This is a genomic window from Vagococcus sp. JNUCC 83 (genome assembly GCF_053667615.1).
Map to the genome: position 1 here is coordinate 421,097 of NZ_CM132204.1, position 23,047 is coordinate 444,143.

A 23,047-nucleotide genomic window follows, 5' to 3' on the forward strand; every position below is an offset into this window, starting at 1 on the left:
AAATTGAGCTATGGTAAACTGTGATAGGTGAGATGTTGTGAAGTTAAATAAAAGAATCACGTAGAAATGGAAGTGTTTGAGTGAAAGAATCTCAATTTCAATGGGAAAAAAAAGTTCTATCAAATGAAGAACAATCAACTATAGAAACGTTTAAAAAAGAAGGATTATCGCCAATAATGAGTGAATTATTGGTTAATCGTGGATTACAAACAATTGATGAGGTTGAGGAATTTTTAACACCATCATTGGATAATTTACACGATCCTTTTATGTTATATGATATGGAAAAAGTAGTAAATCGTGTGCAAGAAGCTATTGCGACGGGCGAGAGAATATTGATATATGGTGATTATGATGCAGATGGTATTACTAGTACAACTGTATTGAAAGAAGCGATTGAATTAATCGGGGGAGAGGTGGAGTATTATCTACCTGATCGATTTAATGATGGCTATGGACCTAATAAGGATGTTTATAAGTATTTTATTGAACAAGGAATTCAGTTGATTATTACTGTAGATAATGGAGTAAGTGGTCATGAGGCCATTGCCTATGCAAAAGAAAAAGGCATTGATATCATCGTGACGGATCATCATGAATTGCCTGATGAATTACCCGATGCGTTCGCGATTATTCATCCTAGACACCCATTAGGCAAGTATCCGTTTAAAGATTTAGCGGGTGTTGGGGTAGCGTTTAAAGTTGCAACAGCACTGTTAGGTGAGTTGCCAACCGAAAGTTTAGATTTAGTAGCTATTGGGACGATTGCGGATTTGGTGTCGTTGACAGGAGAAAATCGTTCATTAGTAAGTTTTGGATTAACAATGTTAAAACAAACAGAACGCGTTGGCCTACATGCTTTAGCCGAGATTGGTAATCTTGATTTATCTAATGCTAATGAAGAAACGATTGGTTTTGGGTTCGGTCCAAGACTGAATGCGATGGGAAGACTAAAAAGTGCTATGCCTGCAGTAGAACTACTGTCCACTTTTGATGAGGAAGAAGCATTGTCTATTGCAACGGATATACAGCAGACAAATGTTGATAGACAAGCACTTGTAAAAAAAATTACTAAAGAAGCATTAACTATGGTTGCTGAGTTTGGAGAGCAACCAATTTATGTCTTGGCAAACGAAGATTGGCATGAAGGGGTATTAGGAATTGTTGCCAGTCATATTGTCAGAAAAACGCAACGTCCGGCGATTATTTTAACAAAAGCAATGGATAATACATTGTTAAAGGGTTCAGGAAGAAGCATTTCTAGCATTGATTTATTTCAAGTCCTTTCCCAAATAAAAGATAAATTCATTTCATTTGGTGGACATCATATGGCAGCGGGATTGTCGTTTAATAAAGACAATCTAGATGGTATTAGAGAAGAATTAGTCGCTATAGTGAGGCCTTTGATAGAAGATGGGACTAAGGATGTTTTAGAAATAGATGCAACAATATCACTAGAAAATGTTTCTGTGGATATAATTGAAGAAATATCTAAGTTATCTCCATTTGGTACAGATAATCCATCTCCGCATTTTTTACTTTCTGATGTGAAAGCAGAGGGAATGAAGACAATTGGAGCTGATGGAAATCATTTAAAAGGGCAACTAGTTGATCAACAATCGTCATTAGATTGTATCGCATTTGGTAAAGGGTCTGAATTGGAAGAATTATTAACTGGGGACACTCTAGATGTTGTTGGAAAACTATCTATTAATGAATGGAATGGTTTTAGAAAACCACAATTGATGCTAGAAGATTATCATGTGTCTGGTATTCAGATTTTTGATATGCGAGGTGGCAAACAAGAAAATTTCGAGAGACTCGCAAGCAATCCTATGTATATTGTTTTTAATGAAGACACACCAGTAGAGCATGTTCCATCAGATCAATTAGTATACTTAAAAGATACAAGTTCTATTGATGAAGTGACTGATGAGAACGAATTAGTGTTTGTTGATTGCCCATACGATTTAGAATTAGTTTCACAGCTTGTTGCTACATGTGATTTTAAACGTTTGTATCTTTGGTTAAATGTGGTTAATGAGCATTATTTATCAGGGCTTCCGACCAGACAACAATTTGGAAAAGTGTTTAAATTAGTACAAGCTCAAGGTAGCATCGATGTTCGTTATAAATTAGAGGATTTATCAAATTATCTACAAATTTCTAAAAATCATTTAATTTTTATTATAAAAGTGTTTTTTGATTTGGGATTTGTTACAATAGAAGATGGTTTGATGAGCAAAGTTTCTAATCCTGATGCAAAAGCCTTGGAAGAAAGTGATGTTTATCAAGCTTACGTATACAAAATTGAGATGGAAAAACTATTTTTATATAGTAATGTAGCAGATATTCGTCAGTGGATATCGCAACAGGAGGAAGACAGATGAATTTAAAAGATTATATTGCTAGTATCCCTAATTATCCTCAAGAAGGTGTTATCTTTAGAGACATTTCACCGTTAATGGGGGATGGAGCGGCTTATCAAGAGGCGACAAATCAAATTGTAAAATATGCTAAAGAACGTGGAGCTGAAATGGTTGTTGGACCAGAAGCACGTGGATTTATTATAGGGTGTCCAGTAGCCTATGAATTAGGTATAGGATTTGCTCCTGCTAGAAAAAAAGGAAAGTTACCTCGTGAAACAATCGAAGTAGAGTATGGTTTAGAGTATGGTAAAGCAACACTGACATTACATAAAGATGCGATTAAACCAGGTCAAAAAGTTATTATTTGTGATGATTTATTAGCGACAGGTGGAACAATTGCAGCTACCATTGAGTTAGTGGAACAATTAGGTGGGGAAGTAGTTGGGTGTGCTTTCTTAGTTGAATTAAATGAGCTAAATGGCAGAGAAAAAATCAAGGGTTATGATATTTTAGCATTAATGGACTTTTAGATAAAAAAATCCAGCAAGAAAATTACTTTTTGCTGGATTTTTTTTGTATGCTTCGAATCCAGTGATGTGTTAAGCATTACTGGTTTTCATTTAATCTGTCTGGTTCAGAATGTGCCAAGCGACTGGCAGCAGCTGCAGCAATTGCCCCAACTATATCATCTAGAAATGTATGGACTTGATGGCCTTCATGAGAATTTAGTTTGGCCAAAATTCCTGGCTTAACTTTATCGATATACCCATAATTAGTAAAACCTATTGAACCATAAATATTCACAATCGATAATGCAAGAATCTCATCAATACCATAAAGACCTTCATCTGTTTCTAAAATTTCTTGTAAAGGTTCTAAGACTTGATGATTTTCTGCAGCAATATCAAGTTGAATACCTGTCAGAATAGCATTTTGTACCTCACGTTTATTTAGAACTGCCTCAACATTTTCTAAACACATATCAAGCGTTAAGTCTGTGACGTATTTTTCTTGCAAAAAATAAACCAAGTCTGCGATATCAGTGACTGTTACACCGCGATCAAGTAACAGTTGTCTAGATACTTTTTTTAGTGTTTCTTTTTTTATTGTCATGTTTGCACCTTCTCAAATAGTATTGTTACATAGTATATCTTATAGAAATAATTATAACAAGTAGATATTATTGGTCAAATAGACTCGTACTATGCATAGGTTGTATACGTTCTTTTGGATTTATGTGGTTTACTGCATGGTTAACAGCAATTGGTGCTTCACCAAAACCAGTGGCGATTAATTCCACTTTACCATCATAAGTTGAAATATCACCAATAGCAAAAATACCGTCTACTGATGTTCGCGTAGCAGAATCTGTGATAATAGATTGACGTTTGAATTCAATTGGCCAATTCTTAATAGGTCCTAGAGAAGATGAAAAGCCATAATTGACTAATAAGTCAGTAATTTCTACTGTTTTTGATTCGTCTTCTTTAGGATTAAATAAAGTCACTCCGCTTAAATTTCCATTATCTCCGTGTAGCTCGTGAATCACAAAAGGTGTTTCTACTTGTACACTTGATTGTTCTAATAAACTAATGCTATGTTCGTGTGCACGGAAAGTCGGGCGCCGATGGACTAACTTCACTGAGTTAGCAATACCCTCCAACATGAGTGCCCAATCGACAGCAGAATCTCCGCCACCACAAATCATAATGTCTTTTCCTCTAAATTGCTCCATATCTGTGACAAAATAATGCACTCCGTTTCCTTCGAATACATCATGTCCTGCAGTGGTTAATCTTTTTGGTTGGAACGCTCCATTTCCTACAGCGATGATGATTGTTCTAGAAAAATGAGTGTCTTTTTTTGTGGTCAATCTAAAAATATTTTCTTCTTTAGTGATATCTAAAACTTCTTCATTTAGACAAATGGTATGGTTAAAAGGCTCAATTTGCTCGATTAGTTGATCAACTAGTTGTTGTGCTTTGATATTAGGAAATCCTGCCACATCGTAGATAAGTTTTTCAGGATATAACAAGCTAAGCTGTCCACCTAGTTGAGGTAAGGTTTCGATAATTTTTGTTTTTGCTTGTCTCATTCCTGCATAGAACGACGCGAATATACCCGCAGGTCCCCCACCGATAATAGTGATATCATATATTTCTTTTGTCATGTGACACTCCTTTATTTACTCAATAAACAAAGTATAAATGACATCATCGCATAAATAAACTAATTTGAATTGTTCAGGTGTTTATAATTGCTTTATGACATGGTGTCATATATAATGACACCATGTCATAAAGTGTTAGGAGGTAACATCATGCCAAGACCCACGTTTTTTCGATTAGAAAATGAAAAGCAAATAAAAATAATAGAAGCGTGTGAAAAAGAGTTCTCATCAGTTCCGATTCATCAAGCATCGATTGCAAACATTGTGAAATATGCGGATATTCCAAGAGGTAGTTTTTATCAATACTTTGAAGATAAGGATGATGTGTTTTATTACATTTGTGATAATTTAGTGAAGCAGCCTGAGTCGAAATTCATGGAATTATTTAATGAAAATAATGGGCATTTATTTTTAACTATGAAAGAGTTTTTTGATTATTTTATTCACTTAGTTTTAAAAAGTACCCATTCAAAGTTATTAAAAAATATTTTTATGTATATGGATTATAAACGATCAAGTGAGATTTTTGATGGATTAGATGCAGAAAAGAAAATAGAAAAACAGTTTAGGGGTCGAAAGAGTCAGCGTTATCATCAATATGAAGAATTGATAAAAAATATTGATTACTCCTACTTGAAAATATCTAACGTTAAAGAATTAAATATCTTGTTAAGATTACTGTTTTATACAATGCATGCATCAATTAATGAAATTTATCGTACAGAACAAATGGGTAAAAAAGTCAGCATTGAAAAAATAAAAAGAGAATTTAATATGAAATTAAATTGGATTGCCTATGGGGTAATGAAAGATAATTAGGAGGATAGGCATATGTTAAGAATTATAAAGAGGATGTCTCTACCAGCCGTATTAGGGGCTGTTTTATTTATGGTGATTCAAATTACGAGCGATTTATATTTGCCAACACTAACATCAAATATTATTGATAATGGTGTGACTAAAGGGGACATATCTTATATTTGGCGAGTAGGATTTGTAATGATTGGAATTTCTTTTGTAGGAATTTTAGCATCTATTGCCAATACATTTATTGCCACTAGACAAGCTCAAAAGTTAGGGAAACAGTTACGTTCAGAGATATATAAAAAGGTAGAGTATTCTTCGCAACGTGAATTTGACAAAATAGGTACAGCGTCTCTAATTACAAGAACAACCAATGATGTCAATCAAATTCAGATGGTAAGTCAAATGTTTCTAAGGATAATGATTAATGCACCAATTACATTGATTGGGGCAAGTGTGTTGGCTTTTTATCGTGATAAAGAATTAACAAAAATATTTTTATATGTTATTCCAATGATTATTTTAGTAGTTGGTGTAACAATGTATTTTGCGATTCCTTTGTTTAAAAGTTTGCAAAAAAAGACCGACAGACTAAATTTAGTATTTCGTGAAGGACTGACAGGTGTACGCGTGATTCGTGCATTTAATCAAACAAAATTTGAAGAAAATCGTTTTGATGACGCCAATAAAGATTATACGAATACTGCGGTAAAAGTTAATACATTGATGTCATTTTTATTACCAGTGATTACGTTTATTATTAGTGTAACAAATGTATCTATCATTTGGTTTGGTGGACATAATATTGCTGAGGGAACGCTTGAAGTAGGGAACATGATGGCTTTTATGACGTATGCCATGCAAATCTTAATGAGTTTTGTCATGATGGCAATGATTTTTGTTTTTGTCCCTCGCGCTCAAGCATCGGCTGTTCGTATCAATGAAGTATTAGATATGAAAGATGATATTAAAGATCCAGAAACACCTAAAACTTTTAATAGTGATAGTTCACTTGCATTTCATAATGTAAGTTATAGTTATAGCGGAGCAGAAAAGCCTGCCCTTGCTGCTGTTGATTTTACTGCTAAAAAAGGTGATACGGTTGCGATTATTGGGGGAACAGGTTCGGGTAAATCAACTTTAGTCAACTTAATTCCACGCTTTTTTGATACGACTGAAGGTGAGATTTTAGTTGATGAATGTAATGTGCAGAACGTGTTGCAACATGATCTTAGAGAAAAAATTAGTTTTGTTCCTCAAAAGGCGGTTCTGTTTACAGGGACTATCCGTTCTAATATGCAATATGGAAAAGAACATGCGACAGATGACGATATTTGGAAAGCCTTAGAAATCGCACAAGCAAAAGAGTTTGTTTCTGAATTACCTGATGGATTAGATAGTAAAGTTGAACAAGGAGGAACAAATTTTTCTGGTGGTCAACGTCAACGTTTGTGTATTGCACGTGCATTAATCAAAGAAGCATCTGTATACGTATTTGATGATTCATTTTCAGCTTTAGATTTTAAAACAGATGCTGCTTTGCGTAAAGCTCTTAAAGAATCAATTACTGAAGCAGTTGTGGTAATTGTTGCTCAAAGAATTAGTACAGTGGTAAATGCTGACACTATTCTTGTATTAGATGATGGAATGATGGTAGGTCGAGGAAACCATAAAGAGTTAAAAGAAACGAATCAAACTTATCAAGAAATTATTTCATCACAATTGAGTAAGGAGGAAATAGCATGAGACAACATGGACCTGGTGGAGTAAAAGGAAAAAAAGCAAAACCAAAAAACTTTTGGAAAACAACCAAACGTTTAATGTCATATATGGTAAGACGTTGGTATTTGATTCTTTTAGTATTTATTTTGGCTACTGCCTCTACAATATTTCAAATTAGGACGCCTAAAATTTTAGGGGAAGCGACGACAGAAATTTTTGCTGGATTGATGAAAGCTAAAGAAGCGATGATGGGTGGTGCAAAAGTTACTAAAATTGATATCAATTTTGATAAAATTTTTGACATACTCATGATTGTATTAGCCATGTATATCGCGTCTGCTATTTTCAGTTTTATGCAACAGTTTATTATGACACGAATTTCTCAGCGAACAGTGTATCAATTAAGAAAAGAATTTAAAGAAAAAATGGGTAAAGTACCCGTTTCGTATTATGATACACACTCTAATGGTGATATCATGTCACGAGCAATCAATGACATGGATAATATTGCAACCACACTACAACAAACTTTAACTCAATTTGTCACTAGTATTTTAATGTTTTTTGGTGTCTTGTGGATGATGCTCACTATTAGTTGGAAGTTAACACTTGTTGCAGCTTTAACAGTGCCACTTAGCTTAATTATTACAATGATTATTGCACCAAAATCTCAACGTTATTTTGGAAAGCAACAAGCTAGTCTAGGATTATTAAATAATCAAATTGAAGAAAGTTATAGTGGACATACTGTTGTAAAAAGTTTTAATCACGAAAAAGATAATATTGAAACGTTTGAAATTCAAAATGATAGTTTATATGAATCTGGTTGGAAATCTCAATTTATTTCAGCAATTATCATGCCACTGATGAACTTTGTTAAAAATATTAGTTATGTATTTATTGCAGTACTTGGTGGCATTCAAGTAGCTAATGGGAACATGCCTTTAGGGGATGTACAAGCATTTATGCAATATACGAATCAGTTCGCGCAACCACTTAGTCAAATGGCCAATCTACTCAATACCATTCAATCAACGATTGCTTCAGCAGAACGTGTATTCGATGTGCTAGATGAGTTAGAAATGAGTGATACAACTGTCAATGAGACTAATGAAAGAAAAACAGATGCCGCTGTTTCGTTCCAACATATGGCGTTTGGTTATGATGATAGTGAGTTATTGATGAAAGATTTTAATCTCGATGTTTTTGCAGGGCAAAAAGTAGCCATTGTTGGTCCTACAGGTGCTGGTAAAACAACTATTATTAATTTGTTAGAAAGATTTTATGATGTGTCTGGAGGAGCAATTCTCTATGAAGGAAAAGACACACGAAATATTAAGCGTGAAAAATTACGTTCTCACTTTTCAATGGTACTTCAAGACACATGGTTATTTACCGGATCGATTTATGATAACATTCGTTATGGTAATATGGACGCCACTAAAGAAGATGTCATTCGTGCTGCAAAAGCTGCAAGAGTGGATGAGTTTGTCCGAAGATTACCTGAAGGATATGATACTGTATTAAATGAAGATGCTTCTAATATTTCGCAGGGGCAAAGACAATTAATCACGATTGCTCGAGCCTTTTTAGTTAATCCGGATGTTCTAATATTAGACGAAGCAACATCTAGTGTGGATACACGTACAGAAATATTAATCCAAGAAGCAATGGACAGATTGTTAGAAGGACGAACAAGTTTTGTGGTAGCCCATAGATTATCAACGATTCGTGATGCTGACAATATCATTGTCATGGATCAAGGAGATATTGTTGAAACAGGAAATCATAATCAATTACTTGAAAAAGCGGGATTTTATGCAGAGTTATATAATAGTCAATTTTCAACAGGAGTAACAATTTAATAATAAAAATGATATTCATCTAATTTTTCGAATATAATAATGGAATTCCTTAGATAAAAGGTGTTACAATGTAAATTGACGTTAAGGGAAAAGACATTGATTTGAAAATTTAGGGGGAAATGAATACTATGGTTAACTTTTCATTAAATCCAAAGACTAAATTAACGTCTGTTGCAATCAAAGTAAAAGATTTTGACAGAATGTTAAGTTTTTACCAACAGGTTGTTGGGTTTGATTTGATTAATGAAGAAAATGATATGGCTATTTTAGGTATTAGTAGTCAGAAAAGAAAATTGTTAGGTTTGATTTCGACACCAGATGGGGTTGAAGGATCAAACACTCAAACAGGATTAAACCATACATCGTTTGTTTTTCCAACTCGAGATGACCTTGCTCGATTTATTAAGCACCTCATGTTATTAAATTACCCAATCGAAGGTGAGAGTGATCATGGTTTTTGTGAGTCTGTTTATATAAGTGACCCTGAAAACAATCGCCTAGAGTTTAGTTGGGATAAGCCAAAAGATGAGTGGCCTATGGTAGATGGTAAAATAGATGGTGTAACAAAAGATTTAAATATTCAAAAACGTTTGAATGATGTTGAAGGTGAGTATGTCTCAGTACCTGAACAGACAAAAGTTGGACATGTCCATTTATCTGTCTCAGATTTAGAAGAAGTCTATCAGTTTTATGCTGAAAAACTAGGTTTTAAAATTAAAGACGATGATTTTAGTTCAACACACTTATTATCGGTAAATGATTACCACCATCAGTTAGCTATTAATGAGTCTCAATCTAATAGCTCTTCGCCAGTCATCCATGATACGGATTTAGGGGTAGATCATGTGACTTTTGATGTGCCAACAATGGATGATTTGTTATTACTAAAAGAAAACCTTGACACATTAGGGTGTGATTTTTACTATAACAAAGGAAAAAGAATCATTGGTTTGTATGATCCAAGTGGTATTCATTTGTGGTTTATTGTTTTTAAGAAAGAAAATAAAAAATAAAAAACTGATAGTCCTTACTAGTTTAATACTAAGTGAGGATTATCATTTTTTTATAGATGGAGAGAAAGTATGTTTAATAAGACCATCCAGTTTATCGAATCAATGTATCAAGATAATATTATACCAGGAGCTAACTATTTATTTTATAAAAATAATGCAATCTATAAACACACAATAGGTTATAGACAACTATTACCCGACAAAGAATGGGCTACTGAGAATACCATTTATGATATGGCTTCTCTCACCAAAGTGATGTTAACTAACACGATGGTTCTAAAATTAATTGAACAAAATAAAATTGATATTGATGAGCCATTTAAACTGTATTTATCTTCATGGCATGATGACAGAGTCACTTTACGTCACTTGTTAACTCATACATCTGGTATTACAGGTTACATAAAAAATCGTGATGTACTCTCTGCTGAAGAACTAAAAAAAGCTCTTTTATCTTTGCCTGTTAATGAATCAGATTTTGGTAGAAAAAAAGTCTATACAGATACAGGAACGTTATTGATAGGATTTATGTTAGAAGAGATGTTTGGAAAAACTGTTCAAGAATTATTTTCAGAAGAAATATTGATGCCTTTAAATATGTCTAATAGTGGTTTTTTTATGAAAGACAATCCATTGTGCGCACCAACAGAATTAACGACATCTCGAGGTTTGATTAAAGGAGACGTTCATGATCCGAAAGCCTTTCAACTACAAGAGCATTGTGCCAGTGCTGGACTATTTAGCACGATTGATGATAGTTTTAAATTTGTGGATATGATGCTAAAAAAAGGAAAACTACCATCAGGTGAACCATTTTTATTACAGTCTACTATTTTAGAATTATTACAAGACTACACGCCCAATAAACAGTTTTCTAGGTCGTTAGGGTGGGATTTGAAGTATCACTTAACTACCGGTCATCCGATATTGTTTCATACCGGGTATACGGGAACGTTTATGTTAATTGATATTATTAGTCAAGAAGCTTTTATTTTTCTGTCAAACCGAGTGCACCCAATTGATGATAAGGAAGCATATCTTAAAAAAAGAGATACTTTGATTGAAGTATTTTTAAAAGAGCAAACAGAAACTTGAGAGAAGTGATATACTATTTGTATAAACTTAGACGAGGTGATAGGATCTATGAAAGAACCATTATTTTTAAAACCTGTATTTCAAGAAAAAATATGGGGAGGAGAAAAACTAGAAACAGAATTTGGGTATGAATTAACAAGCAAAACTATTGGCGAGTGTTGGGCCATTAGTGCTCATCCACATGGTGTATCTACCATTGAAAATGGTGAATTCAAGGGGAAAAAACTAAATGAATTATGGAAAGAACATCCAGAAATTTTTGGATATCCTAAAGAGAAAGTTTTTCCACTACTTACTAAAATATTAGATGCTGAAGATGATTTATCAGTGCAAGTTCACCCAGATGATTTTTATGGACTAAATCATGAAGGTGAATTAGGAAAAACTGAATGTTGGTATATTATTAGTGCTGAGCCTGGAGCTGAAATAATTTATGGTCATCATGCAAAAAATAAAGAAGAACTCCAACGAATGATTGATTCTGGTGAATGGGATGCTTTATTAAGACGTATTCCTGTAAAAAAAGGCGATTTCTTTTATGTGCCGAGTGGAACCATCCATGCAATTGGTAGTGGTATAATGATTTTAGAAACACAACAGAGTAGTGATACTACTTACCGTGTGTACGATTATGATCGAATAGATGATAACGGTAACAATAGAGAATTGCATATTAAACAGTCGCTAGATGTGACAACTGTTCCTCATGCAGATCCTAAGCTAGAAATTACTCAAATAAATGAAAATAATTCAAGTATCACAACCTTTATTAAATCGGATTACTTTAATGTATATGAATGGAATGTTAATGGTATATTGGATGTTGAGACTCGTGCTCCTTATACTCTTGTCAGTGTGATTGGTGGATTTGGTTATTTAAAAATTCCTGGGGTTAAATCTTATGAATTGTCAAAAGGATCACATCTTTTACTACCTAATGGAATTGATTCATGGAGGATAGAAGGGGATATAGATATCATTGCTTCCGAGCCAGGAACTAAGAATCGATAAGAAAAATAGATAATACAAAAATACCATGCGTTATTTTAAAGCTAATGAAAAACTAGAGAGTTTCTAGAATAATAGGACAAATAGTAAAATAAATAGAGTACTTACTCCTTTGTATAAGGAATCAGTACTCTATTTTCTTATTTAACTTTTTCAACAGCTTCGGTTATTTTACACGGTATTTTTGTATTAATTATAAAACCTCTATAATTGGCTTGTAATCAGTTAAACGATTTTGGTCTTCTGCTACTTCTTTAGAATTTAACACGCCATTGTAAGTATTGAAACCATGTCTTAAAGCTTCATCATTGTAAACAATATCTTTTAATGAATCGTTTGCTAATTTGACAATGTAAGGTAATGTATTATTTGTTAATGCCAATGTTGATGTACGAGCTACAGCACCTGGCATATTAGCTACAGCATAGTGAACAACACCATGTTTGATATAAGTTGGGTTGTCATGATTTGTAACATGATCAGTTGTTTCAAAAATACCGCCTTGATCAATAGCAATATCTATAATGACAGAACCAGGTTTCATTTGTTTTACCATATCTTCTGTCACTAGTCGAGGGGCTTTACGACCGGGGATAAGAACAGCACCGATAACTAAGTCAGCAATTTTTACGGATTTTTCAATGTTATGTGAATTTGAAATAACAGTTTCTACATTGTTTCCAAAGATATCCTCCAATTCAGCTAAACGTTTAGGATTAACATCTAAGACTCTCACTTTTGCACCCAAACCAACTGCAAGTTTTGCTGCATTTGTTCCAGCGACCCCACCACCAATGATAACAACCTGTCCTTTTTCAACACCAGGTACAGCAGATAATAATACGCCAGCACCTTCATTAATTGATTCTAAGAAATAAGCGCCAGTTTGTGGAGCCATACGACCAGCAATTTCTGACATAGGTGTTAGTAATGGAAGAGAACCATCTGCTAAACGAACAGATTCATAAGCAATAGAGGTTACTTTTTTCTCTAATAAAGCATCTGTTAATTCTTTATTAGGAGCTAAGTGTAGATATGTAAATAATATTTGATTAGGTTTGAATAAATGATATTCAGATGCTAGAGGTTCTTTGACTTTTAGAACCATATCTACATCCCATGCGTCTTCTGGATTTTGAACGATTGTTGCACCCATTTCTTCGTAAGCAGTGTCTTCGAATCCAGCTCCTACACCTGCTTGAGATTGTACAACAACGTCATGTGATTTTTCCACTAAAATTTTAACAAATGGTGGAGTCAAAGCCACACGATTTTCATTGTTCTTAATTTCTTTTGGTACGCCAATTTTCAATTTTTTTCACTCCTATTCTTTCATAACTTGTTAAAGTTATAACAATGTAATTGTATATAAAAATTCAAAAAAAGGCCAATAATATACTTTTTGTATAAAAAAAGAACACAAATTAAATATGTGTTCTAATTCAAATCTTCTAATGTAAAAGTTTTTTCATATTTATTTTTCATAGCCATGTTTAGTAATCTGAGAGCTAATTGCTTATTTTTTGCTAAAAGGGGTCCATGAGAATATGACCCTATGACATTTTTATAAATAACACCTTCTGTTTTATCTTTGCCATTATTTCCATAGCCTTTTACGACTTCACCTAATGGTTTTTCCCCGTCGCCAAGGAATGTCATTCCATTATGGTTTTCAAAACCATAATAAGTTTCGTTAAATTCTTTATTATAAATTTCTATATCTCCAATAAAACGATTGTTTTCTTGGCTTAATGTATAATGTGGAAGAGCAGAAATACCATGAATCTTTTCACCATGAGCCCCAATATAATAGTCACCAAGTAGTTGGAAGCCACCGCATATTGCCAACATAACACCATCATTTTTTATGTAGCGAGTAAGAGACTCTTTTTTATTTTGAATATCTTCAGATACAATCTTCTGTTCGTAGTCTTGACCCCCGCCAAAAAAGACAAAGTCATATGTTGAATCATCAAACTCTTCAAATACACTGATAATTTCTGTTGTAATTGATATACCTAGTTTTTTAGCATAGTAGTTTAGTAAAAGTAGGTTACCATTGTCACCATATGTGTTTAGAAGATTTCCATAAAGGTGGCAAAATGTTAAATGATAATTTGTCATACTAGGCATCCTCCTTGATAAACCCTTGTTGGATTAGTTCTTTTCTCAAGCCTAATACGGCTGTATATGTTGCTAAAATGTAAACATGCTCAGTCGGAGCGGATTTTATTTCATTAATAACTTGTGTCAGTGAAGATGTTTCGATTAAGTTATCTTCGGGTATGCCAGCTACTTTTAGACGTAAGGACATGTCACTTTGACGTTCACCACCAGAAATCACTTTAGGGATATCAAGGTCACCCAATTCTTCTAGTTGACTATCCCAAATCCAACTAACATCAATACCATCCGCATAATTTGCGTTTAACAGAGCTGCTAAAGAAAATGGATAAGGAGATAATTTCATAGTATCAACCACTTGATTTAACCCAACAGGATTTTTTACCAATACGAGCGTACATTTTTTATCACCGATTTCGATGACTTCTTGTCGACCGAATACTTTCTCATCGTAAGAGAGACCTTTTCTGATTTTTTCTGGTGAGATATTATAGTGCTTTGCGACTGCTGTAGCAGCTAAAGCATTATAAATGTTGTACATCCCACCTACCTCAATTTGATAATCATGCTCATCAATCGTAAATGTCGAAGAAACGTTTGTCATGTGTTTGATATCAGTTAAAGCAACAGTAAGTTCAGGACGTTTGAAGTCACAGTTAGGGCAATAGTAATCACCTAAGTTGCTATATGTAATCATCTTGTAGTGCAAAATATGGTGACAGTGAGGACAAAGTACCCCATCTGTATTATAATGTGCCAGTTGTTCTTCGTCTTTTTTGTGGTTAAATCCGTAATATTCACGAGGGTTAACTGTTTCTACAGAATTAAAGATTGGTAAATCACCATTCATTAAAATTGGTGCATGAGGTGCTTTTTTAGCACCATCAACAATTAGTTGGTATGTCGTATAAATTTCTCCATAACGATCCATTTGATCGCGAAAAATATTTGTAAATAGAAATAGTTCAGGAGTTAAAAAGTCAGTTACTTTATTTAAACTCGCCTCATCAATTTCTAAGACTGCGACATTTTTACCATGTTTATTTTTTTTACCTTGAAGAAAGGTTGATACAATTCCTTGTAACATGTTGGCACCTGTCGTATTTGTAACAACTGAGTCAAATTCTTCTTTTAAGATGTTGACTGTTAAAGCAGTTGTTAAAGTTTTACCATTTGTTCCAGTTATAACAATTACATCATAATCTTTAGCAAGACTTGAAAGAATTGTTGGATCTATTTTTAACGCTAATTTTCCAGGTAAACTACTTCCACCTTTGAAAAATGTTTTCAATATCCATTGTGAAGATTTACCAACAGTTGTTGCTAGTCCACTTTTAAAACTCATATACATTCCTCCTGTGTATACATTAACTTAATCATGATACCATAAAAAAGATTCGATAGATTAAAAAAAAGCATAAGATTCTCTTAATAAGATAACAAAACGACTTAGAACAAAAAAACATTTGTTCCAAGTCGCTAAATTTAACCAATAATAATTTTTTCGGCGGGATAAACATAACCGTGATCGTGTTTTTCTTTTGGTATAAATATCATTAAGGTGTAAAGCATCCCAATACGTCCGATAAACATTAATAGGGCAATGACAATTTTCCCAATAGGAGAGAGTGAAGAGGTGATACCTAAAGATAATCCTGTAGTTCCAAAAGCTGAAGCTACCTCAACAATCAAGGCAATCATCGATTCATTTTCAGTGACCGTTAAAATTAGAATAGATAGGAAACACATGAAAACTGACAAATTAAATACAACAATGGCTTTTTTGATATCTGTTTTATCAATTCTCCTATTAAATACAGTGACGTTTTCTTGCCCTTTAATAAAGCTATACATATACAATCCTAAAATTGCGACAGTGGTTGTTCGAACACCTCCACCAACAGAACTGGGACTACAGCCTATAAACATTAGCATAGAAAAAAGTAACAAAGTAGGTGTTTGGAAATCATTGAGATTATTTAATTGTAAACCAGCATTTCTTGTTGTCGTTGAATAAAACATGGAGGTTAACCATTTTTGTGATTCGCTCATATCAATAAATAAATGATTTTTTTCTAAAAGATAAATTAACAGTGTTCCAACGACAAATAACACGAGATAAATACTAAGAGCAAGACGACTGAATAGAGAAAAGCGAAAAGGGAGTCTATGCTTTTTTCGTTTATAAAATAACCATTCTTTGATTTCCATGAGTACGGGAAAACCAATTCCACCAATCATGATTAAAAGCATTAAAATTGGTAAAAAGAAAAAGTCATTTTTATATGGCGTGACAGATTCTCCAGTCACATCAAAACCTGAGTTTGTGACTGCAGAAATTGATTGATAAAATCCATGAAATAGAGACTCAACTAAGTCAAGATGATGTTCAGCAAAATAAAAATGAGTAGCGAAAACAACGCCAAATACTAATTGAATAGCGAGTAAAGTTAACATAGTATTTTTGATTAAGCGAATACTCCCGCTCAGTTTTGGAGAGTTCATGTCTGTCATAATAAGTTGTCTACGTTTTAAAGATATTTTTTTCTTTGATAATATAAAGAAGAAAGTTGAGACCATCATTATTCCAAAACCACCTATTTGAAAGAGAATCTCGAGTAAGATGATGCCACGCTGATTAAATATTTCATTGATATTAAAGGTGCTAAGGCCTGTGACACTAATGGTACTTATAGCCATAAAAATCATATCAAAGGTTGAATAGGATGCACCATCTTGATGAAAGTAGGGCATGCTGAGTAAAAAGTAAGCGACTGCAGTCATCAAAACATAGTAGATAAATATAATTTGAATACTGGAAAGGTGTCGGTTAATGTATTTTATGCCAGAATGTTTTAATTTCATATAAGAAAATTCTAAACGAGGCAAATCATCTCCTCCTTATAGTCTAATGTCTCAACTAGTATAACAACTTCTAGATTATTAAACTAGTCTTAACAAAAAAGTTACGAATTTTATATAGGAAAAAATAATAGGTTTTGAAAATAAATAATCCATCAAAGATGAATTCATCTTTGATGGATTATAAAATTACATGATTGGTGAAAAAAGTCTAGCCGTTTTCTGTTTGAATTTTAGCCAAATAGACATATTATCGATCATTTCTTGGGTTAATTGTTTAGAGTTTTTTAAATCTTTTTCAAAATAATTAGTCAAGTCTTGATTGATTGATGGGTCATACATGACTGCACTTGCCTCAAAATTTAGTTTATAACTTCGAATATCTTGATTAGCAGACCCTACAATACTAACGTCATCATCCATGATTAGTACTTTAGAATGTAGGAAGCCTCCTTCATAAATAAACACGTCAATATCATATTTCATAATGACTTGAGCAAAATATTGTGTAGCACGATAAATGAAAGGATGGTCTGGCTTATTTGGAATCATAATTCGGACGTCAACTCCTGACTCTTTTGCGATTTTAAGCGCATCAAGAATCGTGTCATCAGGTATAAAATATGGTGTTTGTATCCAAATTCTTTTTTTTGCACTAGTGATTAGTTTAGTGAAAGCTAACTTAATTTGTTGCCTTTCATCATGAGGACCACTGGCAATAATCTGGATATCAGTAGAGGCTGAAGTATTTGGTTTCTCATGATACAGATAATCGAGTTTACCAATAAGTTTTTCATTTGATGGGACAGAAACATTCCAGTCAGATAGGAAACGCAATTCTAAAATAGAGGTTGCAGGACCGTCTATTCGTAGGTGAGTATCGCGCCAATAACCAAATTTTTTCGTTGTTTGAACGTACTGATCAGCGATATTAAATCCACCAATGTAGCTAATTTTTCCATCAATGACAGCAATCTTACGGTGGTCATGATAATTTACCCTAAATTTTAAAATTGCTTTTTCACTCGTAACAAAGGTCTGAGTTTTTCCGCCTGCTTCTATAAGTTGACTAAATTTTGCTTTTTTTACGCCTTTAGATCCTAGTTCATCGTAAAGTAAGCAAACTTCCACGCCTTGTTTTGCTTTTTCAGTGAGTAAATCAACCACGCGCATACCCGTTTCATCCGTCACAAAAGCATAATATTCAATGTGAATAAACTTTTCGGCATGTCTTATATCGTTTAGTAACGATTCTAATTTTTGCTCGCCATCCACGAATATTTTAACGTTATTATGGTGTGTTAGAGGGGTATGATTTAAATTAGACATAAAATAGGCTAGTTGTTGATGTTTTTTTTCGACAGGAATATCATCGTATAGTTGTAGAGTTGGATCGTACATACTATCTAGAGAATCGAAATCTAGGGATATTTGACTTTTTATGTCGTAACGTTCTTTTTTGCTAAGACCTAAGCCAAAAAATAGGTAGAGTATAAAACCCAAAAATGGAATAAACATAAAGACTAACAGCCATGCCCATGTTACGCTTGTGTCGCGCTCTCTATAAAATATTAAAAATAGTGCAAATAATAAATTAATTAAGTATAAAATAATTAAAAGGATGCTCATTTGTTATCCCCCTTTACATGATATCTTATTCTAGCAAAAAAATAGGCAGATACCTAGCTATATTTTATTTTTTTGAGTACTTTAATTCTTTTTGCAGTGCTTGTTTTGCATGATGGTCTGCCATTTTATTTTGATTTTCTGGTATCCATTCTATTGTTAGATTCTTAAAGCTCTTTGTAAGAGTTATTAAAGTATCAAGAAGTGGGGTGAATAACTCATTTTTTACATAGCGTTTGTTGATTGATGATACAACAATTTTACTATCTGAATATATATAGATTAAATTATCAGATAAACAATGGTCAAGACAATACTGGAGTGCTTTAATCACTGTTTTAAATTCAGCTGTATGATTGTCTGCAGCATCTAGAGGAAATGTTTCAATGATTATGTTTCCGTCGTTTTTGATAACAAAACATCCTACGCTTTTTTTATATTTTGGATGTGTAGAAGAATCAGTGTTAATTTTTATCATAAAATTCCTCATTTCATTTTTTTATTCGTTTATCTTGTGTTAGTATTATATCTTAGAGAAGAGCGAGTTTAACGGAGGGTAGTAATGAGCGAGAATAAGATTCATATATATAGATATCAACCTATATTAGCTGATACAGTTATTTATTGGTCTCTGACATTTGTCTTATTTTTTGCTAGTATGATTGGATTACTAGAAGAACAAGGACGTATCAACCTATTTAGTATAGTGACATTTTTAATGTTTCTGTTTTTTTTCTACCTAGGAACAAGACGAAAATTAATTTTGACACAAGATCAAATTAAGGTAAATGCTGTATTAAAAAAGAACCAATATACCATTGATATTAATGAAATAAAAAAAGTATTGGTCGGTAAGTATGGGTTTACATTAATAACGACACATCATGAGAGGTCATACCTTATGTTACCCTCATCTAAGATAAGTTTTATAACACATTTAGAGCAATCAGATTATTTAACCTGTGCCATAAATGGACATAAAAAAGGAGTTGATGATTAATCAACTCTTTTTTCATCTTCTTTTATAACAGATACGTTAGAAGCTTGTAAACCTCTAGCGCCTTCTTTAATATCAAATAAGACATGCTGTCCTTCAAATAATGTTTTAAAACCGTCTTGCTCTATTGCCGTAAAATGAACAAAGATTTCCTCATCTTGGTCGTAAACAATGAATCCATAGCCTTTTTTCACATCAAACCATTTTACTAAACCTTGTTTCATTTCACATTCCTCCAGGTTTCTTCTATCATATTGATTATTATACGGTTTCAACGAACATTCGTCAAACAACATTATTTAATAGAAAAACAGTCGGTAAATAAAGGTTGTTCTTTCTAAAAAATGTTATATACTGTATTTATTGTTTTTAATTGACAGAAGAAATAGTTTAGTGATGAAAGGAACGAGTCGATGATTCTTTATTTATTGATTATTATTGGGAGTATTGTAATAGATCAACTAACAAAATTGGTGGTTGTGCAAAATTTAGATTTGTATGAAACAACATGGAATAATCCGATTTTATCTATCACGCATATTCGTAATGAAGGTGGTGCGTGGAGTATTTTTGAAGGACATATGTGGTTTTTCTTATTAGTAGGAGTGATTGCTTTATGCATTTTTTCTTACTTACTTTATAAGAATAGATATAAAAATAAGTGGTTAACAATTGGTTTGAGTTTTGTGATAGGTGGGACTGTCGGGAATTTTATTGATCGCTTTAGACAAGGATATGTTGTCGATATGTTCCAAACAGAGTTTATTAAATTTCCAATTTTTAATGTGGCGGATATTTGTTTAGTGGTAGGTGTTATTTGCATTTTTATCTATATTCTATTTTTTGACGAAGAAGCTAACAATAAATAAGAATCTTGCGAAAAATTGTAAAGAGTAGTAAAATAGAATTAATATAAATAGTGAGGATGATGCTATATGTCAAAAAATCACTTAGTTGACGAAGCAATAGAAAAATTAAAAACAGCTGACATAAGAATTACACCACAAAGATATGCTATTTTGGAATATCTGATTGAAAGTCATACACACCCAACTGCTGATGATATTTATAAAGAATTGGAAAGTCGATTTCCAAATATGAGTGTTGCTACTGTATATAATAATTTGCGATTATTTACAGAAATTGGCTTTGTTGTTGAGATGGCATATGGCGATTCTTCAAGTCGGTTTGATTTTGCTACAGAAAAACACTATCATGCGATTTGCGAGAAATGTAAGAAAGTCGTGGATGTCAATTATCCAGGTCTTGGTGATGTGGAAGCTGCCACTGAAAAATTAACAGGATTTAGAATTAATGATCACCGTTTAGAAATGTATGGCATTTGTCCAGAATGTCAAAAATTAGAAGAAGATGCTTAAATTAAAAAGTCCCAACCTATATTCAATATAGATTGGGACTTTTTTTATTTACTTCCAGACATCTCTAGTAATTTATTTTTTAAATCTTCTTCCATCATGGATAATTCTAATTCAGCATTACGGCGTTTTTCTTTACCTTCTTGTTGAATTTTTAATGTTTCTTGAATAGTTTCTACTAAATCATTTTGAGTTTTTTGTAATGTTTCAATATCGACAATACCTCGTTCATTTTCTTTAGCTGTTTCAATTGCAGAAATTTTAAGCATCTCTGAATTTTTAGCTAATAAATCATTTGTCGTTTCAGATACTTGACGTTGAGCCGTCACAGCATCTTTTTGTCTCAACAGAGTTAAGGCGATAGCCACCTGATTTTTCCATAAAGGAATAGCGGTATTGATAGAAGCTTGGATTTTTTCAGCTAATGCTTGATTGGTATTTTGAATTAAACGAATTTGTGGTGCTTGTTGTATTGTAATTTGTCTAGCAAGCTTTAAGTCATAGGTTCTTTTTTCAAGACGATCAACAAATTGATTTAAGTCATTGACGATTTGAGTATCCATCTGATCGCCTGTTTCTTCTGCATGGGCCATCGCTTCAGGGATTTTTTTAGTTTGCAGTTCTTCAATCTTTAATTCACCAGCTGCAATATAAATATTTAGTGCATCAAAATAGTCCTTGTTTTTGTGATAAAGTTGTTCAAGCATTGCATTATCTTCAAGTAATCCATTTTTTTCATGATCTAATTTTACAGCTATTTTATCAATTTGAGCTCCTATTTTTTGATATTTAGCAGTAATTTCATAAATGGATTGTTTTACTTTACCAAACATACGCTTAAATAAATTACCATCTCTTGCTTCAAGCTCACTAGGACTGGCTTCATTTAGACGATACATCAACTCAGTCAATGAGTCTCCCATCGGACCAATATCTTGTGTTTGAACATGATTTAACATAGTATGTGAAAATTCACTTAGTTTTTGCTGAGCTGCGACACCATAACTTAAAATAGATTGACTATCATTTGTATCAATTTGATTGGCTAACTCTTGTGCTTGTTTTTTTCTTTCATCAGATAGCTTATCAATCACTTTTGTTGACGTAGCTACTTGTTGTTTTTTTTCAGCTTGAGCTAACACATCGGTTTGCTCAATTTCGGAAAAAGGGTTGCTAAGTAAGTCGTCTAATGTATTGTCTATTGATTCTACTTTTTTTATTTCGTCAGACATTAATTTTCCTCCTGCTCGCTAGAAATATCTTGTTCTTTGTACTCTCTATTAGTATTTTGTTTAGCAATTGATATTTCGACTTCAAGGTCTTCTATATCGTCACTAACAAAGTATTCATAATCTTTAATGATAAGGACTGCAACATTTTCAATAGCTGAAATACTATCATTTAAAGTGTCATATGTTGCTTTACTTTTAATTTCATGCTCTGAGATTTCAACATACTTATTAGTTAGTTCAACTAAATTTGGTAGATGATTGTAGAGAAACTTATCAGCTAGATGAAGTTTTTTTGGTTCTTTCACTAATTCCTTAAACATTGCTTTACACACTTTTAGTGTGTCATACCTTAAATTAATTGCTTTCAATTTCGGAACGGCTTGAAAATTAGATTCCAATTGATCGATTTGTTGTTTGGTTTCAGCAAGCGTGTTTCTGAAAAATTCAATTTCTTTATCAGACATGCCAGCTTCATGATAGTGTTCTTGCTTTTCTTTTGATAAACCAGGAACAACATCTTTTTTATGTTTCTTGGAGAATTTCTTATAGACAAACCATGCAATGAGTGCAAGGATAGCTACAGGAATTAAGTTTTCATCAATGTCAGTCAAAATGAACATTCCTACTAAAAAACCAATCACAAATATGACAGTCTTATTTGTTTTACGTTGCTTCATTTGTGTCACTCCTCTTTTTATGAATTATTTGTATAGTAATAGTTTATCATAAGGGAGTAAAAACATTATCAGTCCCAAGTTTGATTTATAAATAAGTACAAGGTTAC

Annotated in this window: 21 protein-coding genes and 1 pseudogene; 11 read left to right on the plus strand and 11 right to left on the minus strand. The window is 32.9% G+C overall.

The genetic code is table 11. The annotated features are described in order from the left end of the window. The first annotated feature begins 80 nt into the window (after window positions 1–80). Both recJ and JNUCC83_RS01975 read left to right on the plus strand, forming a co-directional pair. Window positions 81–2,390, plus strand: coding sequence for a single-stranded-DNA-specific exonuclease RecJ (gene recJ, locus JNUCC83_RS01970; protein WP_454460578.1), 2,310 nt, complete (start codon window positions 81–83; stop codon window positions 2,388–2,390). After that, window positions 2,387–2,899 carry an adenine phosphoribosyltransferase gene (locus tag JNUCC83_RS01975; RefSeq protein WP_454460579.1) on the plus strand — a complete coding sequence of 171 codons (513 nt, stop codon included), beginning with the start codon at window positions 2,387–2,389 and terminating at the stop codon, window positions 2,897–2,899. Before recJ ends, JNUCC83_RS01975 begins: the two co-directional genes overlap by 4 nt. A gap of 76 nt (window positions 2,900–2,975) precedes the next feature. Here the strand turns inward: JNUCC83_RS01975 and JNUCC83_RS01980 are convergent, their stop codons facing one another. Both JNUCC83_RS01980 and JNUCC83_RS01985 read right to left on the minus strand, forming a co-directional pair. Beyond that, window positions 2,976–3,482, minus strand: a complete 507-nt coding sequence (locus tag JNUCC83_RS01980) for a phosphatidylglycerophosphatase A family protein (protein WP_454460580.1) — start codon at window positions 3,480–3,482, stop codon at window positions 2,976–2,978. Window positions 3,483–3,549: 67 nt separating this feature from the next. Continuing rightward, window positions 3,550–4,539: an NAD(P)/FAD-dependent oxidoreductase gene (locus JNUCC83_RS01985; protein WP_454460581.1), complete on the minus strand. Its 990-nt coding sequence runs from the start codon at window positions 4,537–4,539 to the stop codon at window positions 3,550–3,552. A 150-nt stretch (window positions 4,540–4,689) separates the two neighbouring features. On the opposite strand from JNUCC83_RS01985, the gene JNUCC83_RS01990 reads away from it, so the two are divergent. The 6 genes from JNUCC83_RS01990 to manA all read left to right on the plus strand — a co-directional run bounded on the left by JNUCC83_RS01990 (window position 4,690) and on the right by manA (window position 12,049). Next, window positions 4,690–5,358, plus strand: a complete 669-nt coding sequence (locus JNUCC83_RS01990) for a TetR/AcrR family transcriptional regulator (RefSeq protein WP_454460582.1) — start codon at window positions 4,690–4,692, stop codon at window positions 5,356–5,358. 12 nt (window positions 5,359–5,370) lie between these two features. Next, window positions 5,371–7,089 (plus strand): ABC transporter ATP-binding protein, encoded by a 1,719-nt coding sequence (locus JNUCC83_RS01995; protein ID WP_454460583.1) that lies wholly within the window; start codon window positions 5,371–5,373, stop codon window positions 7,087–7,089. After that, complete coding sequence (locus JNUCC83_RS02000) at window positions 7,086–8,930, plus strand: ABC transporter ATP-binding protein (protein WP_454460584.1); 1,845 nt, start codon at window positions 7,086–7,088, stop codon at window positions 8,928–8,930. Before JNUCC83_RS01995 ends, JNUCC83_RS02000 begins: the two co-directional genes overlap by 4 nt. Before the next feature lie 128 nt (window positions 8,931–9,058). Further along, complete coding sequence (locus JNUCC83_RS02005) at window positions 9,059–9,943, plus strand: VOC family protein (RefSeq protein WP_454460585.1); 885 nt, start codon at window positions 9,059–9,061, stop codon at window positions 9,941–9,943. A 69-nt stretch (window positions 9,944–10,012) separates the two neighbouring features. Beyond that, complete coding sequence (locus JNUCC83_RS02010; protein WP_454460586.1) at window positions 10,013–11,038, plus strand: serine hydrolase domain-containing protein; 1,026 nt, start codon at window positions 10,013–10,015, stop codon at window positions 11,036–11,038. Window positions 11,039–11,086: 48 nt separating this feature from the next. Further along, the gene (gene manA, locus JNUCC83_RS02015; RefSeq protein WP_454460587.1) at window positions 11,087–12,049 is read left to right on the plus strand and encodes a mannose-6-phosphate isomerase, class I; all 963 of its coding nucleotides are present in this window, start codon (window positions 11,087–11,089) and stop codon (window positions 12,047–12,049) included. Between the two features lie 190 nt (window positions 12,050–12,239). Here manA and ald read toward each other — a convergent pair whose 3' ends face one another. From ald to JNUCC83_RS02045, 6 genes are all read right to left on the minus strand, one after another. Continuing rightward, on the minus strand, window positions 12,240–13,358 hold the full coding sequence (ald, locus tag JNUCC83_RS02020) for an alanine dehydrogenase (protein ID WP_454460588.1): 1,119 nt from the start codon (window positions 13,356–13,358) through the stop codon (window positions 12,240–12,242). 125 nt (window positions 13,359–13,483) lie between these two features. Then, the gene (locus JNUCC83_RS02025; RefSeq protein ID WP_454460589.1) at window positions 13,484–14,170 is read right to left on the minus strand and encodes a type 1 glutamine amidotransferase; all 687 of its coding nucleotides are present in this window, start codon (window positions 14,168–14,170) and stop codon (window positions 13,484–13,486) included. A 1-nt stretch (window position 14,171) separates the two neighbouring features. Then, window positions 14,172–15,515 (minus strand): MurT ligase domain-containing protein, encoded by a 1,344-nt coding sequence (locus tag JNUCC83_RS02030; RefSeq protein WP_454460590.1) that lies wholly within the window; start codon window positions 15,513–15,515, stop codon window positions 14,172–14,174. 140 nt (window positions 15,516–15,655) lie between these two features. Next, window positions 15,656–17,035: a TrkH family potassium uptake protein gene (locus JNUCC83_RS02035; protein WP_454461308.1), complete on the minus strand. Its 1,380-nt coding sequence runs from the start codon at window positions 17,033–17,035 to the stop codon at window positions 15,656–15,658. A 186-nt stretch (window positions 17,036–17,221) separates the two neighbouring features. Beyond that, window positions 17,222–18,661, minus strand: coding sequence for a cardiolipin synthase (cls, locus tag JNUCC83_RS02040; RefSeq protein WP_454460591.1), 1,440 nt, complete (start codon window positions 18,659–18,661; stop codon window positions 17,222–17,224). A gap of 64 nt (window positions 18,662–18,725) precedes the next feature. Beyond that, the gene (locus tag JNUCC83_RS02045) at window positions 18,726–19,136 is read right to left on the minus strand and encodes a ribonuclease HI family protein (protein WP_454460592.1); all 411 of its coding nucleotides are present in this window, start codon (window positions 19,134–19,136) and stop codon (window positions 18,726–18,728) included. Between the two features lie 84 nt (window positions 19,137–19,220). Here JNUCC83_RS02045 and JNUCC83_RS02050 point away from each other — a divergent pair, with 84 nt between their 5' ends. Next, window positions 19,221–19,658, plus strand: a complete 438-nt coding sequence (locus JNUCC83_RS02050; RefSeq protein ID WP_454460593.1) for an EbsA family protein — start codon at window positions 19,221–19,223, stop codon at window positions 19,656–19,658. On the opposite strand, the gene JNUCC83_RS02055 is transcribed toward JNUCC83_RS02050, so the two are convergent. Next, the gene (locus JNUCC83_RS02055) at window positions 19,655–19,879 is read right to left on the minus strand and encodes a cold-shock protein (protein ID WP_454460594.1); all 225 of its coding nucleotides are present in this window, start codon (window positions 19,877–19,879) and stop codon (window positions 19,655–19,657) included. The genes JNUCC83_RS02050 and JNUCC83_RS02055 overlap by 4 nt on opposite strands. Window positions 19,880–20,068: 189 nt before the next feature. On the opposite strand from JNUCC83_RS02055, the gene lspA reads away from it, so the two are divergent. Further along, window positions 20,069–20,524: a signal peptidase II gene (gene lspA / locus JNUCC83_RS02060; RefSeq protein WP_454460595.1), complete on the plus strand. Its 456-nt coding sequence runs from the start codon at window positions 20,069–20,071 to the stop codon at window positions 20,522–20,524. Window positions 20,525–20,590: 66 nt separating this feature from the next. Continuing rightward, complete coding sequence (locus JNUCC83_RS02065) at window positions 20,591–21,034, plus strand: Fur family transcriptional regulator (protein WP_454460596.1); 444 nt, start codon at window positions 20,591–20,593, stop codon at window positions 21,032–21,034. Window positions 21,035–21,078: 44 nt separating this feature from the next. On the opposite strand, the pseudogene JNUCC83_RS02070 reads toward JNUCC83_RS02065, so the two are convergent. Both JNUCC83_RS02070 and JNUCC83_RS02075 read right to left on the minus strand, forming a co-directional pair. Beyond that, window positions 21,079–22,128: pseudogene (locus JNUCC83_RS02070) on the minus strand (toxic anion resistance protein); the annotation flags it as partial. Window positions 22,129–22,262: 134 nt separating this feature from the next. Beyond that, the gene (locus JNUCC83_RS02075) at window positions 22,263–22,940 is read right to left on the minus strand and encodes a 5-bromo-4-chloroindolyl phosphate hydrolysis family protein (RefSeq protein ID WP_454460597.1); all 678 of its coding nucleotides are present in this window, start codon (window positions 22,938–22,940) and stop codon (window positions 22,263–22,265) included. Between the last annotated feature and the right edge of the window lie 107 nt (window positions 22,941–23,047).

Excerpts from the sequence above, each read along its gene's own strand:
- JNUCC83_RS01975 (WP_454460579.1), top strand. The coding sequence starts at position 2,387 with ATGAATTTAAAAGATTATATTGCTAGTATCCCTAATTATCCTCAAGAA.
- JNUCC83_RS01980 (WP_454460580.1), bottom strand. The coding sequence starts at position 3,482 with ATGACAATAAAAAAAGAAACACTAAAAAAAGTATCTAGACAACTGTTA.
- JNUCC83_RS01985 (WP_454460581.1), bottom strand. The coding sequence starts at position 4,539 with ATGACAAAAGAAATATATGATATCACTATTATCGGTGGGGGACCTGCG.
- JNUCC83_RS01990 (WP_454460582.1), top strand. The coding sequence starts at position 4,690 with ATGCCAAGACCCACGTTTTTTCGATTAGAAAATGAAAAGCAAATAAAA.
- JNUCC83_RS01995 (WP_454460583.1), top strand. The coding sequence starts at position 5,371 with ATGTTAAGAATTATAAAGAGGATGTCTCTACCAGCCGTATTAGGGGCT.
- JNUCC83_RS02000 (WP_454460584.1), top strand. The coding sequence starts at position 7,086 with ATGAGACAACATGGACCTGGTGGAGTAAAAGGAAAAAAAGCAAAACCA.
- JNUCC83_RS02005 (WP_454460585.1), top strand. The coding sequence starts at position 9,059 with ATGGTTAACTTTTCATTAAATCCAAAGACTAAATTAACGTCTGTTGCA.
- JNUCC83_RS02010 (WP_454460586.1), top strand. The coding sequence starts at position 10,013 with ATGTTTAATAAGACCATCCAGTTTATCGAATCAATGTATCAAGATAAT.
- manA (WP_454460587.1), top strand. The coding sequence starts at position 11,087 with ATGAAAGAACCATTATTTTTAAAACCTGTATTTCAAGAAAAAATATGG.
- JNUCC83_RS02025 (WP_454460589.1), bottom strand. The coding sequence starts at position 14,170 with ATGACAAATTATCATTTAACATTTTGCCACCTTTATGGAAATCTTCTA.
- JNUCC83_RS02030 (WP_454460590.1), bottom strand. The coding sequence starts at position 15,515 with ATGAGTTTTAAAAGTGGACTAGCAACAACTGTTGGTAAATCTTCACAA.
- JNUCC83_RS02035 (WP_454461308.1), bottom strand. The coding sequence starts at position 17,035 with ATGAAATTAAAACATTCTGGCATAAAATACATTAACCGACACCTTTCC.
- cls (WP_454460591.1), bottom strand. The coding sequence starts at position 18,661 with ATGAGCATCCTTTTAATTATTTTATACTTAATTAATTTATTATTTGCA.
- JNUCC83_RS02045 (WP_454460592.1), bottom strand. The coding sequence starts at position 19,136 with ATGATAAAAATTAACACTGATTCTTCTACACATCCAAAATATAAAAAA.
- JNUCC83_RS02050 (WP_454460593.1), top strand. The coding sequence starts at position 19,221 with ATGAGCGAGAATAAGATTCATATATATAGATATCAACCTATATTAGCT.
- JNUCC83_RS02055 (WP_454460594.1), bottom strand. The coding sequence starts at position 19,879 with ATGAAACAAGGTTTAGTAAAATGGTTTGATGTGAAAAAAGGCTATGGA.
- lspA (WP_454460595.1), top strand. The coding sequence starts at position 20,069 with ATGATTCTTTATTTATTGATTATTATTGGGAGTATTGTAATAGATCAA.
- JNUCC83_RS02065 (WP_454460596.1), top strand. The coding sequence starts at position 20,591 with ATGTCAAAAAATCACTTAGTTGACGAAGCAATAGAAAAATTAAAAACA.
- JNUCC83_RS02075 (WP_454460597.1), bottom strand. The coding sequence starts at position 22,940 with ATGAAGCAACGTAAAACAAATAAGACTGTCATATTTGTGATTGGTTTT.